The sequence below is a fragment of the Flavobacteriales bacterium genome (assembly GCA_016699575.1).
Lineage (GTDB): Bacteria > Bacteroidota > Bacteroidia > Flavobacteriales_F > PHOS-HE28 > PHOS-HE28.
On sequence record CP064979.1, the window covers coordinates 27950 to 44990 of the forward strand.

Consider the following 17041-nt stretch of genomic DNA (forward strand, 5'->3'; position numbering starts at 1 on the left):
CATTCGCTGGCACTGGAATTGAACAGCGCGCGCCCCGCCCGGACCACCGGTCTGATGCCCATGCTCGGACGCCCCCTCGCACTTCTCTCCTTCGCCCTGATCGGTGCGCAAGCACGGTTGGGTGCGCAGTGCGCGATCGCGCTGGGCAATGATGTGACGATCTGCCAGGGCCAGACCGCCACCTTGAACGGTCCGCCCGGCTTCCCGAACTACAACTGGAGCAACGGTGCCACCACGCAGAACATCACGGTGGGCGCCGCAGGCAACTACACCTGCACGGTTAGCTACCCCACCGGCAACCTCGTGACCAACGGTAACTTCAGCGGGGGCAACACCGGCTTCACCTCGCAGTTCAACTACGCCTTCAACCTGCAGCCCGAGCCCACTTACAACGTGGGGCTCAACGCCAATTGGTACCACCCGCAGTGGCAGGGCACCGGCACCGGCAATTTCCTGTTGGTGAACGCCGGCTGGATGCACGCGGGTTGGAGCGCTTGGTGCCAGACCATCAATGTTTGTCCCAACCAGACCTACACGCTGACCTTGAGCGCCATGAACGTGGCCACCCAAGGCGCACCGCTGCTTGATTGGTCGGTGGACGGGGTGCAGATCAACCAAGGCATGCAGACCGGAGCGCAGGGCGCGTGGAGCACCTTCAACCGCACGTGGACCAGCGGACCGGGGCAGTACAGCGCCACCTTCTGCATTGTGGTGGCCAGTGGCTGGGGCATTGGCAACGACTTCGGCGTGGACAACATCAGCATCAGCAGCAACATCACCCTGAGCGACCAGCAGCAGGTGTTCGTTACGCCGCTTCCGGTGGTGAACCTCGGCCCTGACCAATTGCTGTGCACGGGACAACAAGCCGTGCTGAACGCCACCGCACCTGGTGCCACGTATCTGTGGCAGGATGGAAGTACAGCACCCACCTTCACCGTAACCGGAGCGGGCATTTACGATGTGGACGTAACGGTGAACGGCTGCACGGGCACCGACGCGGTGCAGTTCTGGTACAACCCCTACCCTGCGCTCGACCTTGGCAACGACACTACGATGTGCGTTGGCCAGAACCTACCGTTGAATGTGTTCGTGCCGGGCGCGACCTACCAATGGCAGAACAACAGTCCGGCACCGAGCTATACGGTGACGGGACCTGGCACCTACGAGGTGGACGTGACACTGAACGGCTGCACCGCACAGGACACTATTGTGGTGAACTACAACCCGCTGCCCGCAGTGGCGCTTGGCAACGACACGACGCTGTGCGACGGTGAAGTGCTGATCCTGGATGCAACAACGCCCAACGCGCAATACCTCTGGCAGGACGGCTCAACCAACGGCACGCTGCAAGTGACGGCAGCCGGGGCGTACGATGTGGAAGTGACGGTGAACGGTTGCTCGGGCACCGATGCGGTGAACGTGAACTTCAACCCGCTTCCGCAATTCTACCTGGGCAACGACACGACCGTTTGTCCCGGTGAAGTTGTGTCCTGGGATGCCACGGTGCCCGGTGCAACCTACCTGTGGAACGATGGCAGCACAGCGTCCACACTTACCACATCGGCCACCGGCGTGAGCAGCGTTACCGTTACGTTGAACGGTTGCGAAGCGAGCGATGCCGCCACGCTCGGCAACTTCACCCTGCAGACCGTGAACCTCGGGCCCGACGTAGTGGCTTGTGCGGGCGCAAGCGTGCCGCTGAGCGTTACCGTGCCGGGTGCCACCTACGCGTGGAACAACGGCTCGACGAGCAATGCGATCACCGTGGTCGCAGCGGGCACCTATTGGGTGGAAGCCACGCTGAACGGTTGCCCGGTGCGCGACTCGGTGAACGTCACGTTCACACCACTTCCGCTCGTGGACCTCGGCCAGGACACGACGTTGTGCGATGGCGGAATACTGCTGCTCGACGCCACGTTGGCCAATGCGACCTACCTGTGGAACGACGGAAGTTCCTCTGCGACACTGAACGCGGGCGCTGGAACGTGGAGCGTGGAGGTGACCGCGAACGGCTGCACCAACAGCGATACGATCGGCATCGGGTGGTTCGTGCCGCCCTTCATTGAACTCGGCCCGGACACTACGCTATGCCCCGGGCAAACGATAGTGCTCGATGCGAGCTATCCCGGCGCCACCCATCAATGGCAGGACGGCTCGGCGAACAACACGCTCACGGCTAGCACGGCCGGGAACTACAACGTGCAGGTCACGGACATCTACGGTTGCTCGTACAGCGACGATATTGATGTGGCCTACGCGAGCCCGCAAGCCATCGACCTCGGCAACGACACCACGTTGTGCGCCGGAGCTACGCTTTCGTTGGATGCCGGTGTTCCGGGTGCGACGTACGCCTGGAGCACCGGTGCAACGACATCGGGCATTGTGGTCAGCTCGGCGGGCAATTACAGCGTTACCGTTGCCCAGGGGAACTGCACCGTGAGCGATGGCATCCAAGTATCGTTCGTGGCCAACCCGAGCGTTCAACTCCCGAATGACACGACGTTGTGCGCCGGAGAGACCTTGCTGCTCGATGCAACCACTGCTGGGGTCACCTATACCTGGCAGAACGGATCCACCGCCGCGACCTACCTCGTGAACAGCGCTGGGACTTACAGCGTTACAGTCACCAATGCTGCTGGCTGCACCGACAACGATGCCATCACGGTGAGCTATGCCACGCCGGGCAGCATCGCCTTGGGCAACGACACGAGTTTCTGCGCAGGTGGCAGCGTATTGCTCGATGCCACGTTGCCGGGTTCGACCTACTTGTGGAGCACCGGCGCTACGAGCGCGACGATCACGGCAAACACCATGGGCACATACTGGGTGCAAGCCACACAAGGCAACTGCGCGGTGGGCGATACGATCAACATCACCGTGAACGCCAACCCGAGCGTGCAACTGCCCAGCGACACCACGCTCTGCGCCGGTGAAACACTGCTGCTCGATGCGACTACACCGGGCGTCACTTACGCTTGGCAGAACGGCTCCACCGCTGCGACATTCCTCGTGAACAGCGCTGGGACTTACAGCATCACAGTCACCAATGCTGCTGGTTGCACCGACAACGATGCCATCACGGTGAGCTATGCCACGCCGGGCAGCATCGACCTGGGCAACGACACGAGTTTCTGCGCAGGTGGTAGTGCATTGCTCGATGCCACGTTGCCGGGTTCGACCTACTTGTGGAGCACCGGCGCTACGAGCGCGACGATCACGGCAAACACCATGGGCACATACTGGGTGCAAGCCACACAAGGCAACTGCGCGGTGGGCGATACGATCAACATCACCGTGAACGCCAACCCGAGCGTGCAACTGCCCAACGACACCACGCTGTGCGCCGGTGAAACGCTGCTGCTCGATGCGACCACACCGGGCGTCACTTACGCTTGGCAGAACGGCTCCACCGCTGCGACATTCCTCGTGAACAGCGCTGGGACTTACAGCGTCACAGTCACCAATGCTGCTGGCTGCACCGACAACGATGCCATCACGGTGAGCTATGCCACGCCGGGCAGCATCGACCTGGGCAACGACACGAGTTTCTGCGCAGGTGGTAGTGTATTGCTCGATGCCACGTTGCCGGGTTCGACCTACTTGTGGAGCACCGGCGCTACGAGCGCGACGATCACGGCAAACACCACTGGCACCTACTGGGTGCAAGCCACACAAGGCAACTGCGCGGTGGGCGATACGATCAACATCACCGTGAACGCCAACCCGAGCGTTCAACTGCCCAACGACACCACGCTCTGCGCCGGTGAAACGCTGCTGCTCGATGCGACCACACCGGGCGTCACTTACGCTTGGCAGAACGGCTCCACCGCCGCGACCAACCTCGTGAACAGCACTGGCGCGTACAGCGTCACAGTCACCAACGCTGCTGGTTGCACCGACAGCGATGCCATCACCGTGAGCTACGCCACACCGGGCAGCATCGACCTGGGCAACGACACGAGCTTCTGTGCGGGTAGCAGCGTAGTGCTCGATGCCACACTACCGGGTTCAACCTACTTGTGGAGTACCGGCGCTACGAGCGCGACGATCACGGCAAACACCATGGGCACATACTGGGTGCAAGCCACACAAGGCAACTGCGCGGTGGGCGATACGATCAACATCACCGTGAACGCCAACCCGAGCGTGCAGCTGCCCAGCGACACCACGCTCTGCGCCGGTGAAACGCTGCTGCTCGATGCGACTACACCGGGATCTTCCTACGAATGGCAGGACGGTTCCACAGGACCGACGTTCGCAGCGGCCAACACGGGCGCTTACAGTGTGACCGTCACGGACAACAACGGCTGCGTTGCGAGCGATGCGATGAACCTGTCGTTCGTGAACCCGGCGGCCGTCTACTTGGGAGCGGACACCAGTCTTTGCCCGGGCGGCTCCTTGGCACTGGACGCCGGAATGCCTGGAGCTCAATACGGATGGAGCACCGGCAGCACCAACAGCAGCATCACCGTTGCAAGCTCGGGCACCTACTGGGTGCAAGCCGGCATGCCGGGCTGCATGACGAGCGACACCATCGTCGTCTCTTTCGTGAACATGCCGCTACCGGGCCTCGGTCCCGATGAAACACTTTGTGAAGGCGACACACTGTTGCTGAGCGTGCAACCCGGCGGGGCATCCGTGCTCTGGAGCGATGGATCATCGGGCTCGTCGCTGGCAGTGTCGAACAGTGGCGAGGTGAGCGTTGTGCTTTCATTGGACGGATGCACCAGCAGCGATGCCGTGGACATCGCGTTCGCTGCCGTGGTAGACAGCATCGACCTCGGCCCCGATGTGGTGCACTGCCCGGGCGAGCCGCTTCAACTGGTGGCCCCGATCGCGGGCGCGCAATACAATTGGAGCACGGGCGGAACATCGAACAGCATCGTCATCACCGAACCCGGCTGGTACTGGCTGCATGTGAGCGGTGCATGCACAAACGCTGTCGACAGTATCCTCATTACATCGGGGAACTGCGGACTGTACGTGTACGTCCCCAACACCTTCACCCCCGATGGCGATGGCTTCAACGATGCATTCCAAGCGGTGGTGAACGGAGACATACTGAACTACGCGCTTACTGTTTTCAACCGCTGGGGCGAGCCCGTTTGGCGTGGCAATGACCCTTCGCTCACTTGGGACGGCACGGCCATGGGCATCGCCGCACCGGATGGTGTTTACGTGTGGACCATCGAGTACAAAGCGGACACTCCTGAAGGCATCAAGCAGGAACGCTTGATCGGGCACGTGACCCTGCTGCGCTAGCGGGCGTCGAAGCCCTCCTCCTTCCAGATGGCCTTGCCGTCGGACAGCCGCAGGTAGGCCATGCGGCCGTTGCGCTCCACTTTGGCCAGCGCACCGTCAACGATGGTAATGGCGTCGAACGCAAAAGGCAGTACTTGTTCGCCACGGGAATTGATGAGGCCGGTGCCTGCATCGCTGGTGGCCACGAAATGGTTATTGCGATCGCGCGTGATCGCTGCATAGTTCTGGGCTCCGATGCGTGCGGCGGTGCTGTCCAGCAGGATGAAGCCGTCCGCAGTCTGGGCGATCGACACACCATCCGTCATCTCCGAAACGGAGATGTATTTCGGATCCACCACGACCTTCCCTTTCTGGTTGGCGAAGCCCCACTTGTCCTTCTTCTTCACCGGCACCAACCACGGTGACCATGCCCCGACATCACTGAACTCACAAGGGACCACCAACTTCCCGGACAGGTCGATCATGCCCACCTTGCCCTTGGAGCGCACCACGGCGTGGTCGTTCCGGAAATCGCCCCACGTGCTCGCACCGTCCTGCGCCTCGAACTGCTGGGGCACAACGAACTGCCCTTTGCGGTCCACATAGCCGCACTGGTTGCCATCAACCACCATGGCGCGTCCGTTCTTGAACGCACCGACATGGTCGTGCTCAACAGGCAGCAGTACTTCCCCGAAAGCACCCATAATGCCGACCTTACCGTTGAGGCGAACACGGCTGACACCTTCTGCAAAGCCTTCGACCCAGTCGTACCGGCACCGAACCACCGTATCGCCCTTCGCATTCACCGCACCCTGCTTGCCCTCCACCTCCACCACGGCCAACCCACCGGCGAAAGCTGAAGCATGTTCGAGCGTGAACGGCAGTACCACCGCACCGGCCGCATTGATGAAGCCGTAACGGCCATCCTTTGCTGCTGGTGCGATACCGTCCACGAACGCACCGATCCCGTCGTAGATGAGCGGCACAACGCTCCGCCCCTTGCGGTCCAGCAGCCCGGCCATATCGTCGCGTTCCACCACGAAACCCGCCGCGCCGGCATCCACCACATCGTCGAAGTCGATCGGCACCACGATCACACCTTGCTTGTTCACCGTGCCCACCTTGCCGTTGCGCTCCACGATGGCCTGGTCCTTCACGAAGGGTTCTGCCCATGGGTACACCGCCTTGATCCGCTCCACACCTTGGTCGTCGATGTAACCCCACAAGCTGTCGGCCGCACGCCGGAAAGGCAGCAAGCGCATGCTGGCAACGGTGAAGTCCTGGGCCAGCTCCTCGATGAACGGATAGTCGGGATAAGCCTTGAGGAACGCCGTGATGGACGCGGCTGACAGGTCGCGGGTACTGAGCGCGTAGATGCTGCGCCATGCATCGGGCACGCGCGTGTTCATCGGGTACCGCTTGATGAAGGCCATGAATTCCTCCGTGGTGCCGTGCGGCGTGCTCAACCTGTAGATCTCATCCTCGGCGTTCTTCACGTACGGGCTGCCCGGATGCTCGGCGATGAACTGCTCGTAGGACGCAACGCTGCCATCGACGGTATTCTCCCTGAACACCGCCTCCTGGAGCCTTGTCCTTGCTTCATGCACCTGCCTGGCATCGGGATAGCGGCCGATGAACGCCGAATACGCTTCGCTGCTGTTGGCCGTGCGCGCGTCCTGGAAAGCAAGATGGTCACGGACAAGTTCCGCCTCAGCAGCCCGCGCGCTGTAGGTGAACAAACCCATGTAGCGCTCATAGCCATCAATGGTGTTCAGCTTGGTGGTCTGCGCCCATGAAAGTTCTGCCACGCGATCGCGCTGCGCAGCAATGGCGTCCTGCTCCACCCCGAACCGCTTCACCAGCAAACGCTCCTTGTCAGGCGCAGCGGTGAACGCGGCATCGGCCTTCTGGATGAAGGTGTAGGACGAATCCAGCTGGTAGAAGGGATTGTCGGCACGGCCGGTGATGACGCTGAGGCCGTACCACGCCGCACTGGGGTGGCGCTTGGTCTGATCCTGGAACAAAGTGCGCGCCTTGAAATAGTCGTACACGGCCAAGGCATCGAAGCCCTTCTGGAGCTTGCTCTTGAAGAGCTGGGCGTTCGCCTTGGATGCGAACAGCACGAGCAACAGCGTGCACCACCGTTTCATGCCGCGAAACTACCGGGGCCGCACGCGTTCATCCCCAACTTTGCGCACCGCTGCCGACCGGCCGTTGTTGATGGAAGAGCGCATAGCGAGCATTGAGCGCCGCCTTACCAAGCGCACTGCTCGCTTCGTACTGCTGGCCCTTGCGCTGCTGACGATCCCTGCGCTCGTGGCCGTGCTCCACGTTCGGCTCGACCACGACTTCGAGAAGTTCTTCCCGCAGAACGACCCGGAACTGGACCACTACCTCGACTTCCGTGAGCGGTTCGGTACGGACAACGACTACGTGCTGCTGGGCATCGGCCATCAACCGAGCGTGTTCGACCACGACTTCCTGGTGAAGGTGGACTCGATGGCGGCGCGGTTGCAGCGCGTTCCCTTCATCGCTTCGGTGGCCTCTCCCACCCGGTTGCCGGAGCCACGTATCACGCCGCTCGGGGTCTTCACCGTGCCGTGGATCCGCCTCGAAAGTGACAGCACGCTCATGGCGGACAGCGCGCGGGTCTGGCAGGACCAACGAGTGCGGGAACTGTTCTTCAATGCTGATGGCACTGCGCTGATGGTGCTGCTCACCGCCGAACCAGGATTGAGCAAAGCCCGCACGGACAGCCTGCTCCACGGTATTGATGCGGTGCTGGACAACAGCGGTCTGGAAGTAGCTCGCGCGGGGCGTGTGCATGGCCAGGCGCACTACATCGGCCTGATGCAGCAGGAACTGGTCACCTTCTTCCTCAGTTCGGTGGTGCTGCTCACCGTTTTCCTGTTCATCGCCTTCCGCACGGGCTGGGGCGTGGGTACGCCCATCGCCGTGGTGGGCCTAACGGTGCTGTGGCAGGTGGCCTTGATGACCGCCATGGGCAAACCGCTCAGCATCCTCACCATGCTGCTGCCCACCATCCTCTTCGTGGTGGGCATGAGCGACTCGGTGCACATCATCGAACGGTACATCGAAGCGCTGCGCGAGGGCCACCGGAAGGAGCGCGCATTGGCCATCACACTGGCGGAAACGGGCCTCGCCACCTTCATCACCATGTTCACCACGGCCATCGGCTACGCAACATTGGTCACCAGCGGCATACGGCCGATGAGCGAATTCGGGCTCTACACTTCGCTGGGCGTGTTCCTGGCCTATGCGCTGTCGTTCACCCTGCTGCCGGCCATTCTGTTGCTGGTGCCTACGCCGGTACGGGCCGAGCAGGTGGTGAGGGCGTCACTCTGGGACCGTCGCGTGCACGACTTCCTGCGGTTCACGCTGCGCAACCGGCGGCGCATCCTGGTGGCCTGCATCCTCATCACCGGCGCGAGCGGTGTGCTCCTCACGCGCATCAAGGTGAACAACTTCCTGCTGGAGGACCTGCCGCAGGACGATCCGCACCGCGCGGCCTTCAACTGGTTTGAGCGTGATTTCGGCGGTGTGCGCGGGTTCGAACTGGATGTCGCCGTTGCGGATACGAGCAAGAGCATCTGGGATGCGGATGTGCTCCAACAGATCGAACGCGTTCAACGTTTCGCCGAGCAGGCTTATGGCGTGAAGGCCATCGTTGGTCCGGTGAGCATGATGAAAGCGCTGAACAAGGCCGCCAATGGTGGTTCGGTGGCCTTCGATGTGCTGCCTGAAGACGATGCCATCTGCAGGAAACTGGCCCGCCGTGCCGAGCTCTTCGCAGGGCGGGACGGATTGAAAAGCGTGGTTAGCGCGGATGGCCGCAGCGCCCGGCTCACTGGCCGAATGGTGGATGAAGGCGGCCATGTGCACAAGGGCAAGAACGCGGTGCTCGATGCCTTCATCGCCGGGCACACGGACGCGAGCATCGTCCGCTTCCGGCAAACCGGCATGGCCTATTTGATCGATCGCAACAACGAGCGCCTCAGCCGGCAGATGATGTTCAGTCTTGGCCTGAGCTTCCTGCTCATTGCCGGCATCATGACGTGGTTGTTCCGCGAGCCCCGCATGGTCGTCATTGCGCTGGTCCCCAACGTGGTGCCCATGTTCTTCATAGCAGGGCTCATGGGCGCCTTGGGCATCGACCTGAAGGTGAGCACGGCCATCATCTTCAGCAATGCGTTCGGGATCGCTGTTGACGACACCATCCACCTGTTGGGCAAGCTCCGCATCGAACTGAACAAGGGCAAGAGCCTGGCCTACGCCATGAAGCGCACCTACCTCAGCGGGGGCAAGGCCGTCATCGTCATGAGCATCATGCTCTGCGCCGGGTTCGTCACCCTCATTGCCTCCGACTTCGGCAGTGTTTACTACATGGGCCTGCTCATCAGCATCACCCTGGCGGTGGCACTGCTTTCGGAGCTCTTCCTGCTGCCGGTGCTCATCATGTTCTTCATGAAGCGCAGGGCAAAGGCGTGAAAAACAAAGAGGGGCGCGATGGCCCCTCTCCAAGAACGGTCGTTCAACCCTAGTTCACCTCGTCGTAGGTGAGCTTGAACTCGGGGTCTTCCATGAAGTGGTCCTTGCCCTTGTCGAGCACGGCCTTGGCTTCTTCGCGCATGCCCTTGCCCTTCAGGTAAAGGCTGTAATTGATCAGAGCGGTGGTGAGAAGCTTCTTCTGGTCCTCCGGCAAGCGGCCGATGTCATTGATGCCTGCAAAAGCCTTGTCGAACTCCTTCACGGCCAGGTCGGCTTCCTTGCTCAGGTTGCTGTTGTACTGGCAGAGGGCCAGCATCAGCCATGCGCCGGCATTCTCGGGGTGGTAGCTCGTCATACCGTCGAATAGCTGCTTGGCCTTGCTGTATTCTTTCGCGTCGAAGTGGTTGATGCCCTTCTCCTGGGCCATGGTGTTGAGGTCGGTCCAGTAGTCTTCGTAGTTGGCGAAGAACTCGTTGTTCTTGTCCTTCTTGCGGTACTTCTCGGCATACTTGATGGCTTCGCGGTCGGCCTTTTTGTACTCCTCCATGGCCGTGAACTTCTCGATCTTGCTCATCTCGTAGTAGCACATGGACGCATAGAGGTACGGCATCGGGTCCTTCTTGGTAGCGTCGCTCTCAGTGTAACCGATGGCCTTGAAGAGGCACTTCTCATAGTTCTCGTCCACAAAAGCCTTCAACAGATCTTCATACACGTGTTTCTGGGCCACAGCAGCCTGGAGGGTGAAGGCAAGAACGGAGAGCGTCAAGAGGCGTTTCATGCGTGTATTGTCTGGTTGCAAGGTCCGGTTTCCAAGAACGATGCCGAAGGTACATTGTTCGGCGGGAGACCCGGGAAAGTGCTTGCTGGATCGGGACCGTGATCGGAATAGCTTCGGCCCGCCCCGGGACATGCGCATTGACATCATCACCGCCCTGCCCCGCTTGCTGGACAGTTGGTTCGCCGACAGCATCCTGGAGCGCGCCCAGAAAAAAGGCCTGGTGGAGGTCCACGTGCATGATCTGCGCCAATGGAGCACGGACAAGCACAAGCGCATTGATGACTACGCCTTTGGTGGTGGTGCCGGTATGGTGATGCAGGTGGAACCCATCCACCGGGCCATCCTGGACCTGAAGGTTGCCCGAGCTTACGACGAGGTCATCTACATGAGCCCCGACGGCGTATTGCTGGACCAACCTCTTGCCAACGAACTCAGCCTGAAGGGCGATCTCATCATCCTCTGCGGGCACTACAAGGGGGTGGATGAGCGCGTGCGCGAGCATCTGGTGACCCGTGAAGTCAGCATCGGGAATTACGTGCTGAGCGGGGGGGAGATCCCAGCAGCCGTGCTCTGCGATGCCATCATCCGGCTGGTGCCCGGTGTGCTCAATGATGAGACCAGCGCCCTGAGCGACAGCTTCCAGGACGGGCTGGTGGCCCCGCCCGCTTACAGCCGACCGGCGGAGTACAATGGATGGAAGGTCCCTGACGTGCTCTTGAGCGGTCACCAGGCCAACATCGATGCCTGGCGGCATCAGCAAGCGGTGGCGCGCACAATGGAACGGCGGCCCGGAATGCTGGAACCGGACGATCGGAAAGGCGATCGGCCTGACCCACAAAGACCATGACCCAGGCTTTCATCAGCCCCTGAACACCCTGCAACGATGCTTGACCTCTACTCGAAACTGCTCTTGGCCTGCACCAAGTACCTGCCACTGCCCCAGAAAACGAAGTGGAAAGTGGGCATGCGTGACGAGGTGCATTTCTGGGACAACCATATGAAGCAGCACTACGTGAGGAAGGCGGACGGGACCCTGAGCCCCGAAGCGGATTTCCGGCTGTCCAGGACCACCGAACTGCAACCCCAGTTCGCCGCGCTTTTGCAGCATCTACCCCAAGGCCCATTGCGTTTGATCGATGTAGGGTCGGGGCCGTTCTCGCTGCTTGGCAAAACCCTGCCTGGAAGGGACCTGGAGATCGTTGCGGTGGATCCACTGGCCAAGGTCTACGCGCAGTTGATGGACAAGCATGGGATCATAGCACCACTGATGCCCAAGGAATGCGATGGAGAGCGGCTGACCACCATGTTCGATCCCGGGAGCTTCCACTTGGCCCATGCGAACAATTGCCTGGACCACGCATACGACCCGATCGCGGCCATCGAACAGATGTTCCAACTGGTGAAACCGGGCTGCTCGGTGTACCTCCGCCATGAAGTGGATGTGGCCGTGGGCGCCGACTATGTGGGCATGCACCAGTGGAACTTCAGGAACGAAGGCGGGAAATTCTGGATCAGCAACAAGAACCGCCAGGTGAACGTGTGCATGGACGAGCACTTCGCCGGGCGGGGGGAACTCAGCCTCTCCTACTCCGGTCACATGATGGTGAACATCATACGGAAGCTGGGCTGAGCCCTTGAACGCCTTTGGAATGTTGACGGCAGCTCGGGAACCGGGCACCGGTCGAGCCAAAGTGCACCCGGCCTTTCGGAACCAGCAAGGATCTTCCTTACACTTGCAGCCCGTTTCGCGGACCTTGTTCCGCCCAACCTCCTGACCGCCATGGACATTATCAAGCAACTCGAGAAGCAGATCGCCCCCGTTCGCGAATACCCCGCATTCAAGGCTGGCGACACCGTTACCGTGCACTACAAGATCACAGAGGGCAACAAGGAGCGCATTCAGCAGTTCCAAGGCGTGGTCATCCAGCGCAAGGGGTCAGGCAGTACTGCCACCTTCACCGTGCGGAAGATCAGCAACAACATCGGCGTGGAGCGGATCTTCCCGATCGCCAGTCCCTTCATCGATCAGATCGACGTGAACAAGCACGGCAGCGTGCGCCGCGCCCGCATCTTCTACCTGCGCAGCCGCCGCGGGAAGAGCGCCCGTATCACTGAGAAGCGGCAGGCTGTTGCCGAGGTTGCAAAGTGATCGCTCACAACTGACTTGGGAACCCCGCCGGAACGCGGGGTTTTCCCTTTCCGGTCCCGGTCACTCCGGATGTTCCCGTCCGTGCGCCTCGCGGGCCATGCGGATCTGTTCGTCTTCCGCGGCCAGCACCTTCTTAAGGCTGTCGCTAACCTCCTTCGTTTCAAGTAGCTTCATATCGGGCTGTCCTGCTTCAACCCAGGCGCTGAACCAGAAGCTGCCCACCATGATGATGCTCTCGTTCATGCGCCGCTCCACCATGTTGCCCATGGCCAGCTCATAGGCCTTTGTGAACTCGCGCGAGTACATGCGCATGGTGCCACGACCGCGGTCCTCGAACACGAAGCGGCGGTCCTCCGGCCATTCCTCGGCCAACCGCTTATCGATGCTCAATACACTGTCCACCGCCATGTGGCTGTGGTACACGGCGTTCCACGCGGCTTCCAGTGGGTCTTCGATGTAGCGGGCACGGCCGGTGAAGTGGTCGTAGTCCTCAGCGCTCAGTTCCGGGATGCGGCTCTCCCAGAACGCATGGATACCGTGCTGGCCGGTGAGCTGGCCGTTGTAGTTCTCCGTGGTGTGCAGGGGCACGTGCGCGTCGCCGATGTAGTGCCCGATGTCGGCGGCGTTGTGCAGGATGCGGTCCACATCGCCACGGCGGAAAGCTTCCACCAAGCGGTGGTACATGAGTTGGATGTGCCATGGCACGATGCCGTAGGCTTGCAAGGTGTCCTCAGTGAACTTGGCCACCGCATCGTTCCAACGGCGCGGCACCACCAAAAAGGGGTCCTGATCGCCGTGCGCATAGTGGTCGATATCGATGTAGTGGCGCGGCGCCTCCCCTTGCACGGCATAGCGGCGCCGGTCGGGATCCACCGCATGGTCGCTCACGAAATCGATGTGCTTCTTGAAGAAGGGGAACAGCTCCGGTGGCAGCGTGAAGCACGCCATGCGATTGATGCGTTTGTGGCCATAGAATCCCCACGCCTGTGCATCATCCACCGTTGCGCTAGGCCACAGCACACCGCCGACAGCGACCAGCAATAGGACTTTATGGACCAGCCGCACCACTACAATTTGGGGACTTCGACCGCCATGGGTACCAGCACGCCGTCCTTGAGCACGGGTATCACCGAACTCTGGTCTGGGGTAAGGCAGTACTTCACGTCATCGTTAAGTTTCAGCTTCTCCACCCGGCGCCGGCGCGGCGCGGCCTTCAGGATGCTCATGAAGTTGTCGCGCGCCCCCATGAAGAGGTATTTGGCCGCAATGCTGCTGTCTTCCTCCAGTCCGAATTTCCCGCTCTCCAAGAGCTTGTCCATCACCGCCCCGGCGAAGACACTGTCCTCCAGATTGAACTTGTCCTTCCACCCACTGCAGAGCAGCAGGACGTTCTCGTTCTGGGTAAGCAGCCAGTTGCTCAGGGCCGTCATGTTCACAAAAGAACCGATGACCACCTGACGAGCACCTTGGGCGATACTGATGGCCCGTGTCCCGTTGGTCGTCGTCATTACAATGGTCTTGCCTTCGAGGTCGGCTTGTGCGAACGCGATGGGCGAGTTGCCGAACGGGAAGCCGTCCACCACTTCGCCATCGCGCTCGGCCGCGGCGATGTATCCGGTCCTGCCGATGTACTGCCGTGCCTCTTCGATAGTGCTCACGGGAATGATCCGCTCGCAACCGTGTTCGAAGGCCGCGACCATCGCACTGGTGGCCCGCAGGATGTCGATGACCACCACGATGCCCATGTCCTGCGCGTACAACGGGTACTGCGCAGGCGTGTAGCACACCTCCACACGGAAGCGGTAATCAGGGTTCCTGCTGGCGGGGTTCATCCTTGTTTGTAGAACGGCACTTTCACCACGCGGGCCTTCAATGCCTTGCCGCGCACGTCGATGAAGATATCGCTTCCCTCTTTTGCCAAGGCCGCTGGCACATAACCCATGCCGATGGCCTTGTTGAGCGAGGGGCTTTGGGTGCCGCTGGTCACTTTACCGATCTCTGCACCGGTTGCGTCCACAATGGCGTGGTCATGGCGTGGAATACCGCGGTCCACCATCTCGAAGCCCACGAGCTTTCGGGCCGGGCCGGCTTCCTTCTGGGCCTTCAGGTGTTCGCTGTCGATGAAAGGCTTGGTGAACTTGGTGATCCAGCCCAGACCGGCCTCGATGGGCGAGGTGGTGTCGTCAATGTCGTTGCCATAAAGGCAGAAGCCCATTTCCAACCGGAGAGTGTCGCGCGCGGCCAAACCGGCCGGCTTGATGCCGAATTGCGCACCGCTGGCAAACACAGCATCCCATGCTTTGCGGACCAACGGGTTGGGTGCGTACACCTCGAACCCGCCAGCACCGGTGTAGCCCGTGCTGCTGATGAGCACCAGGCCCACACCTTTCATCTCTGCGTATTGGGCCGTGTAGTATTCCATGGCCCCCAGGTCCACATCGAACAACGGTTGAAGCGTGGCCGTGGCCTTCGGCCCTTGCACGGCCAGCAGGCTCATATGGTCACTGATGTTCTCGAGCTGTGCACCGAAGGTGTTGTGCTGGTTGATCCAATCCCAGTCTTTCTGGATGTTGCTGGCATTCACCACCAGCACGTAGTGGTGATCGTCCTTGTGCTGCATGCGGTACACGAGCAGGTCGTCCACAATGCCGCCTTTGCCATTGGGAAGGCAGCTGTACTGCACCTTGCCCACGGCGAGTTTGCTCGCGTCGTTACTGGTCACCTTTTGGATGAGATCCAAGGCGCCAGGGCCTCGCACCAGGAACTCACCCATGTGGCTCACGTCGAACACGCCTACTCCATTGCGCACTGCCAGGTGCTCATCGTTCACGCCGGTGTACTGCACAGGCATCACATAGCCCGCGAAAGGCACCATTTTGGCGCCGAGTTGCTCGTGCACGGCGCGCAGCGCGGTGCTCTTCAGTTCAGTGGTCGTTTCCATGTGCGGCGAAGATCGTTCGCGGCAGCCAATGCCCCGCAGCGTTCTTCCCGCGACTTTCCGTAGGCCCTTCGCCCCGGATCAGAGCAGCTCGTTCGCCAGGTTCGCCAGCGGACTGCGCTCGCCCTTTTCCAAGGTGATGTGCGAGAACAAAGGATGGCCCTTCGCCTTGTCGATGATGTAGCTCAGGCCGTTGCTCTCCGCATCCAGGTAGGGCGTGTCGATCTGGTGCACATCGCCGGTGAAAACGATCTTGGTGCCTTCGCCTGCGCGGCTGATGATGGTCTTCACCTCCAATGGGGTCAGGTTCTGCGCCTCATCCACGATGAAGAAGATGTTGCTGAGGCTGCGGCCGCGGATGTAGGCCAGCGGCGCGATCTGGATCTTCTCGTTCTCCAGCATCTCATCGATCCGCTTCGGCGTGCCGTCGTGCTTGGTGAAGTTTCCCTTGATGAGCTTGAGGTTGTCCCACAGCGGCTGCATGTAAGGGTCCAGCTTGCTCTGGATATCGCCGGGCAGATAGCCGATGTCCTTGTTGCTGAGCGGCACCACGGGACGGGTAACGAAGATCTGATGGTAGTTGCGGCGCTGTTCGAGCGCGCAGGCCAGTGCCAGCAGCGTCTTGCCGGTGCCCGCTTGCCCCTGGATGGTCACGAGCTTCACTTCGGGGTCCATGAGCGCGGCCATGGCCAGGGTCTGCTCAGCGTTGCGCGGCCCGATGCCGAAGACGTTCTGCTTCTCCACGCGCACCACTTCGCCCGTGCGCGGATCGAACTTGCCCAGCACGCTCTTCTTCTTGTTCTTGAGGATGAAGAAGTGGTTGCCGGTGGGTTTCTTCAATCCGAGGTCCTCGGCCGGCATGCTGCCCTGCTCGAACAGGTCGTCGATGCGGTGCTCGCTCACGTTCTCCACCACGGTGCGGCCGCTGTAAAGGCGGTCCACGTTCTGCACCTTGCCAGTGAGGTAGTCCTCGGCGTGGATGTCGAGGCTCTTGGCCTTGATGCGCAGACAGATGTCCTTGCTCACCAGCACCACCCTGCGGTTCTTGTGCTTGTGCTTGAGGCTCAGCGCCGCGTTGAGGATCTGGTTGTCGTTCTTGTCATCGTCGAAGATCTTCACGGCGTTCACGCCGTTGAGCTCGTGCTTCGCAATGACGGTGAGCTTGCCCTTCTTGGGCCCGTTGATGGGTATCCAATCGCTGAGCAGCTCTCGGCTGGCGATGCCGTCCACGAGGCGGATGAACTCACGCGCCTCGAAGTTGAGCGTGTCGTTGCCCTTCTTGAAGGTGTCGATCTCCTCCAGGACTTGTATGGGGATGGCCACATCGTGCTCCTCGAAGCATTTGATGGCCGAGTGATCGTAGAGGATGACCGAAGTATCCAGTACGAAGATCTTGCGGTTCTTCACCATCGGTTCACAGAACGTT

General features: G+C 61.0%; 11 protein-coding genes. 5 read left to right on the forward strand and 6 right to left on the reverse strand.

What is annotated here, in order from left to right:
- The first annotated feature begins 60 nt into the window (after positions 1 to 60).
- Positions 61 to 5262 carry a gliding motility-associated C-terminal domain-containing protein gene (locus tag IPJ76_00130; GenBank protein QQR86666.1) on the forward strand — a complete coding sequence of 1734 codons (5202 nt, stop codon included), beginning with the start codon at positions 61 to 63 and terminating at the stop codon, positions 5260 to 5262.
- Here IPJ76_00130 and IPJ76_00135 read toward each other — a convergent pair.
- On the reverse strand, positions 5259 to 7391 hold the full coding sequence (locus IPJ76_00135) for a WG repeat-containing protein (protein ID QQR86667.1): 2133 nt from the start codon (positions 7389 to 7391) through the stop codon (positions 5259 to 5261). The two genes, IPJ76_00130 and IPJ76_00135, sit on opposite strands and share 4 nt — an antisense overlap.
- A gap of 40 nt (positions 7392 to 7431) precedes the next feature.
- On the opposite strand from IPJ76_00135, the gene IPJ76_00140 reads away from it, so the two are divergent.
- Entirely contained in the window at positions 7432 to 9750 is a 2319-nt protein-coding gene (locus IPJ76_00140) for an MMPL family transporter (protein ID QQR86668.1), read from the forward strand.
- Between the two features lie 49 nt (positions 9751 to 9799).
- Here the strand turns inward: IPJ76_00140 and IPJ76_00145 are convergent, their stop codons facing one another.
- Positions 9800 to 10528, reverse strand: coding sequence for a hypothetical protein (locus IPJ76_00145; GenBank protein ID QQR86669.1), 729 nt, complete (start codon positions 10526 to 10528; stop codon positions 9800 to 9802).
- Between the two features lie 130 nt (positions 10529 to 10658).
- Between IPJ76_00145 and trmD the strand changes: the two genes are divergently transcribed.
- The 3 genes from trmD to rplS all read left to right on the forward strand — a co-directional run bounded on the left by trmD (position 10659) and on the right by rplS (position 12677).
- Positions 10659 to 11375 (forward strand): tRNA (guanosine(37)-N1)-methyltransferase TrmD, encoded by a 717-nt coding sequence (gene trmD, locus IPJ76_00150; GenBank protein ID QQR86670.1) that lies wholly within the window; start codon positions 10659 to 10661, stop codon positions 11373 to 11375.
- A gap of 36 nt (positions 11376 to 11411) precedes the next feature.
- A complete protein-coding gene (locus tag IPJ76_00155) occupies positions 11412 to 12158 on the forward strand; it encodes a hypothetical protein (protein ID QQR86671.1) in 747 nt (248 codons plus the stop codon).
- 150 nt (positions 12159 to 12308) lie between these two features.
- Positions 12309 to 12677, forward strand: coding sequence for a 50S ribosomal protein L19 (gene rplS / locus IPJ76_00160; GenBank protein ID QQR86672.1), 369 nt, complete (start codon positions 12309 to 12311; stop codon positions 12675 to 12677).
- A gap of 60 nt (positions 12678 to 12737) precedes the next feature.
- On the opposite strand, the gene IPJ76_00165 is transcribed toward rplS, so the two are convergent.
- The 4 genes from IPJ76_00165 to IPJ76_00180 all read right to left on the reverse strand — a co-directional run bounded on the left by IPJ76_00165 (position 12738) and on the right by IPJ76_00180 (position 17025).
- Positions 12738 to 13625: a S1/P1 Nuclease gene (locus tag IPJ76_00165; protein QQR88365.1), complete on the reverse strand. Its 888-nt coding sequence runs from the start codon at positions 13623 to 13625 to the stop codon at positions 12738 to 12740.
- A 119-nt stretch (positions 13626 to 13744) separates the two neighbouring features.
- On the reverse strand, positions 13745 to 14509 hold the full coding sequence (locus IPJ76_00170; protein ID QQR86673.1) for a 2-phosphosulfolactate phosphatase: 765 nt from the start codon (positions 14507 to 14509) through the stop codon (positions 13745 to 13747).
- Complete coding sequence (gene gcvT / locus IPJ76_00175) at positions 14506 to 15600, reverse strand: glycine cleavage system aminomethyltransferase GcvT (protein ID QQR88366.1); 1095 nt, start codon at positions 15598 to 15600, stop codon at positions 14506 to 14508. Before gcvT ends, IPJ76_00170 begins: the two co-directional genes overlap by 4 nt.
- Positions 15601 to 15696: 96 nt before the next feature.
- Positions 15697 to 17025, reverse strand: coding sequence for a PhoH family protein (locus IPJ76_00180; GenBank protein ID QQR86674.1), 1329 nt, complete (start codon positions 17023 to 17025; stop codon positions 15697 to 15699).
- Between the last annotated feature and the right edge of the window lie 16 nt (positions 17026 to 17041).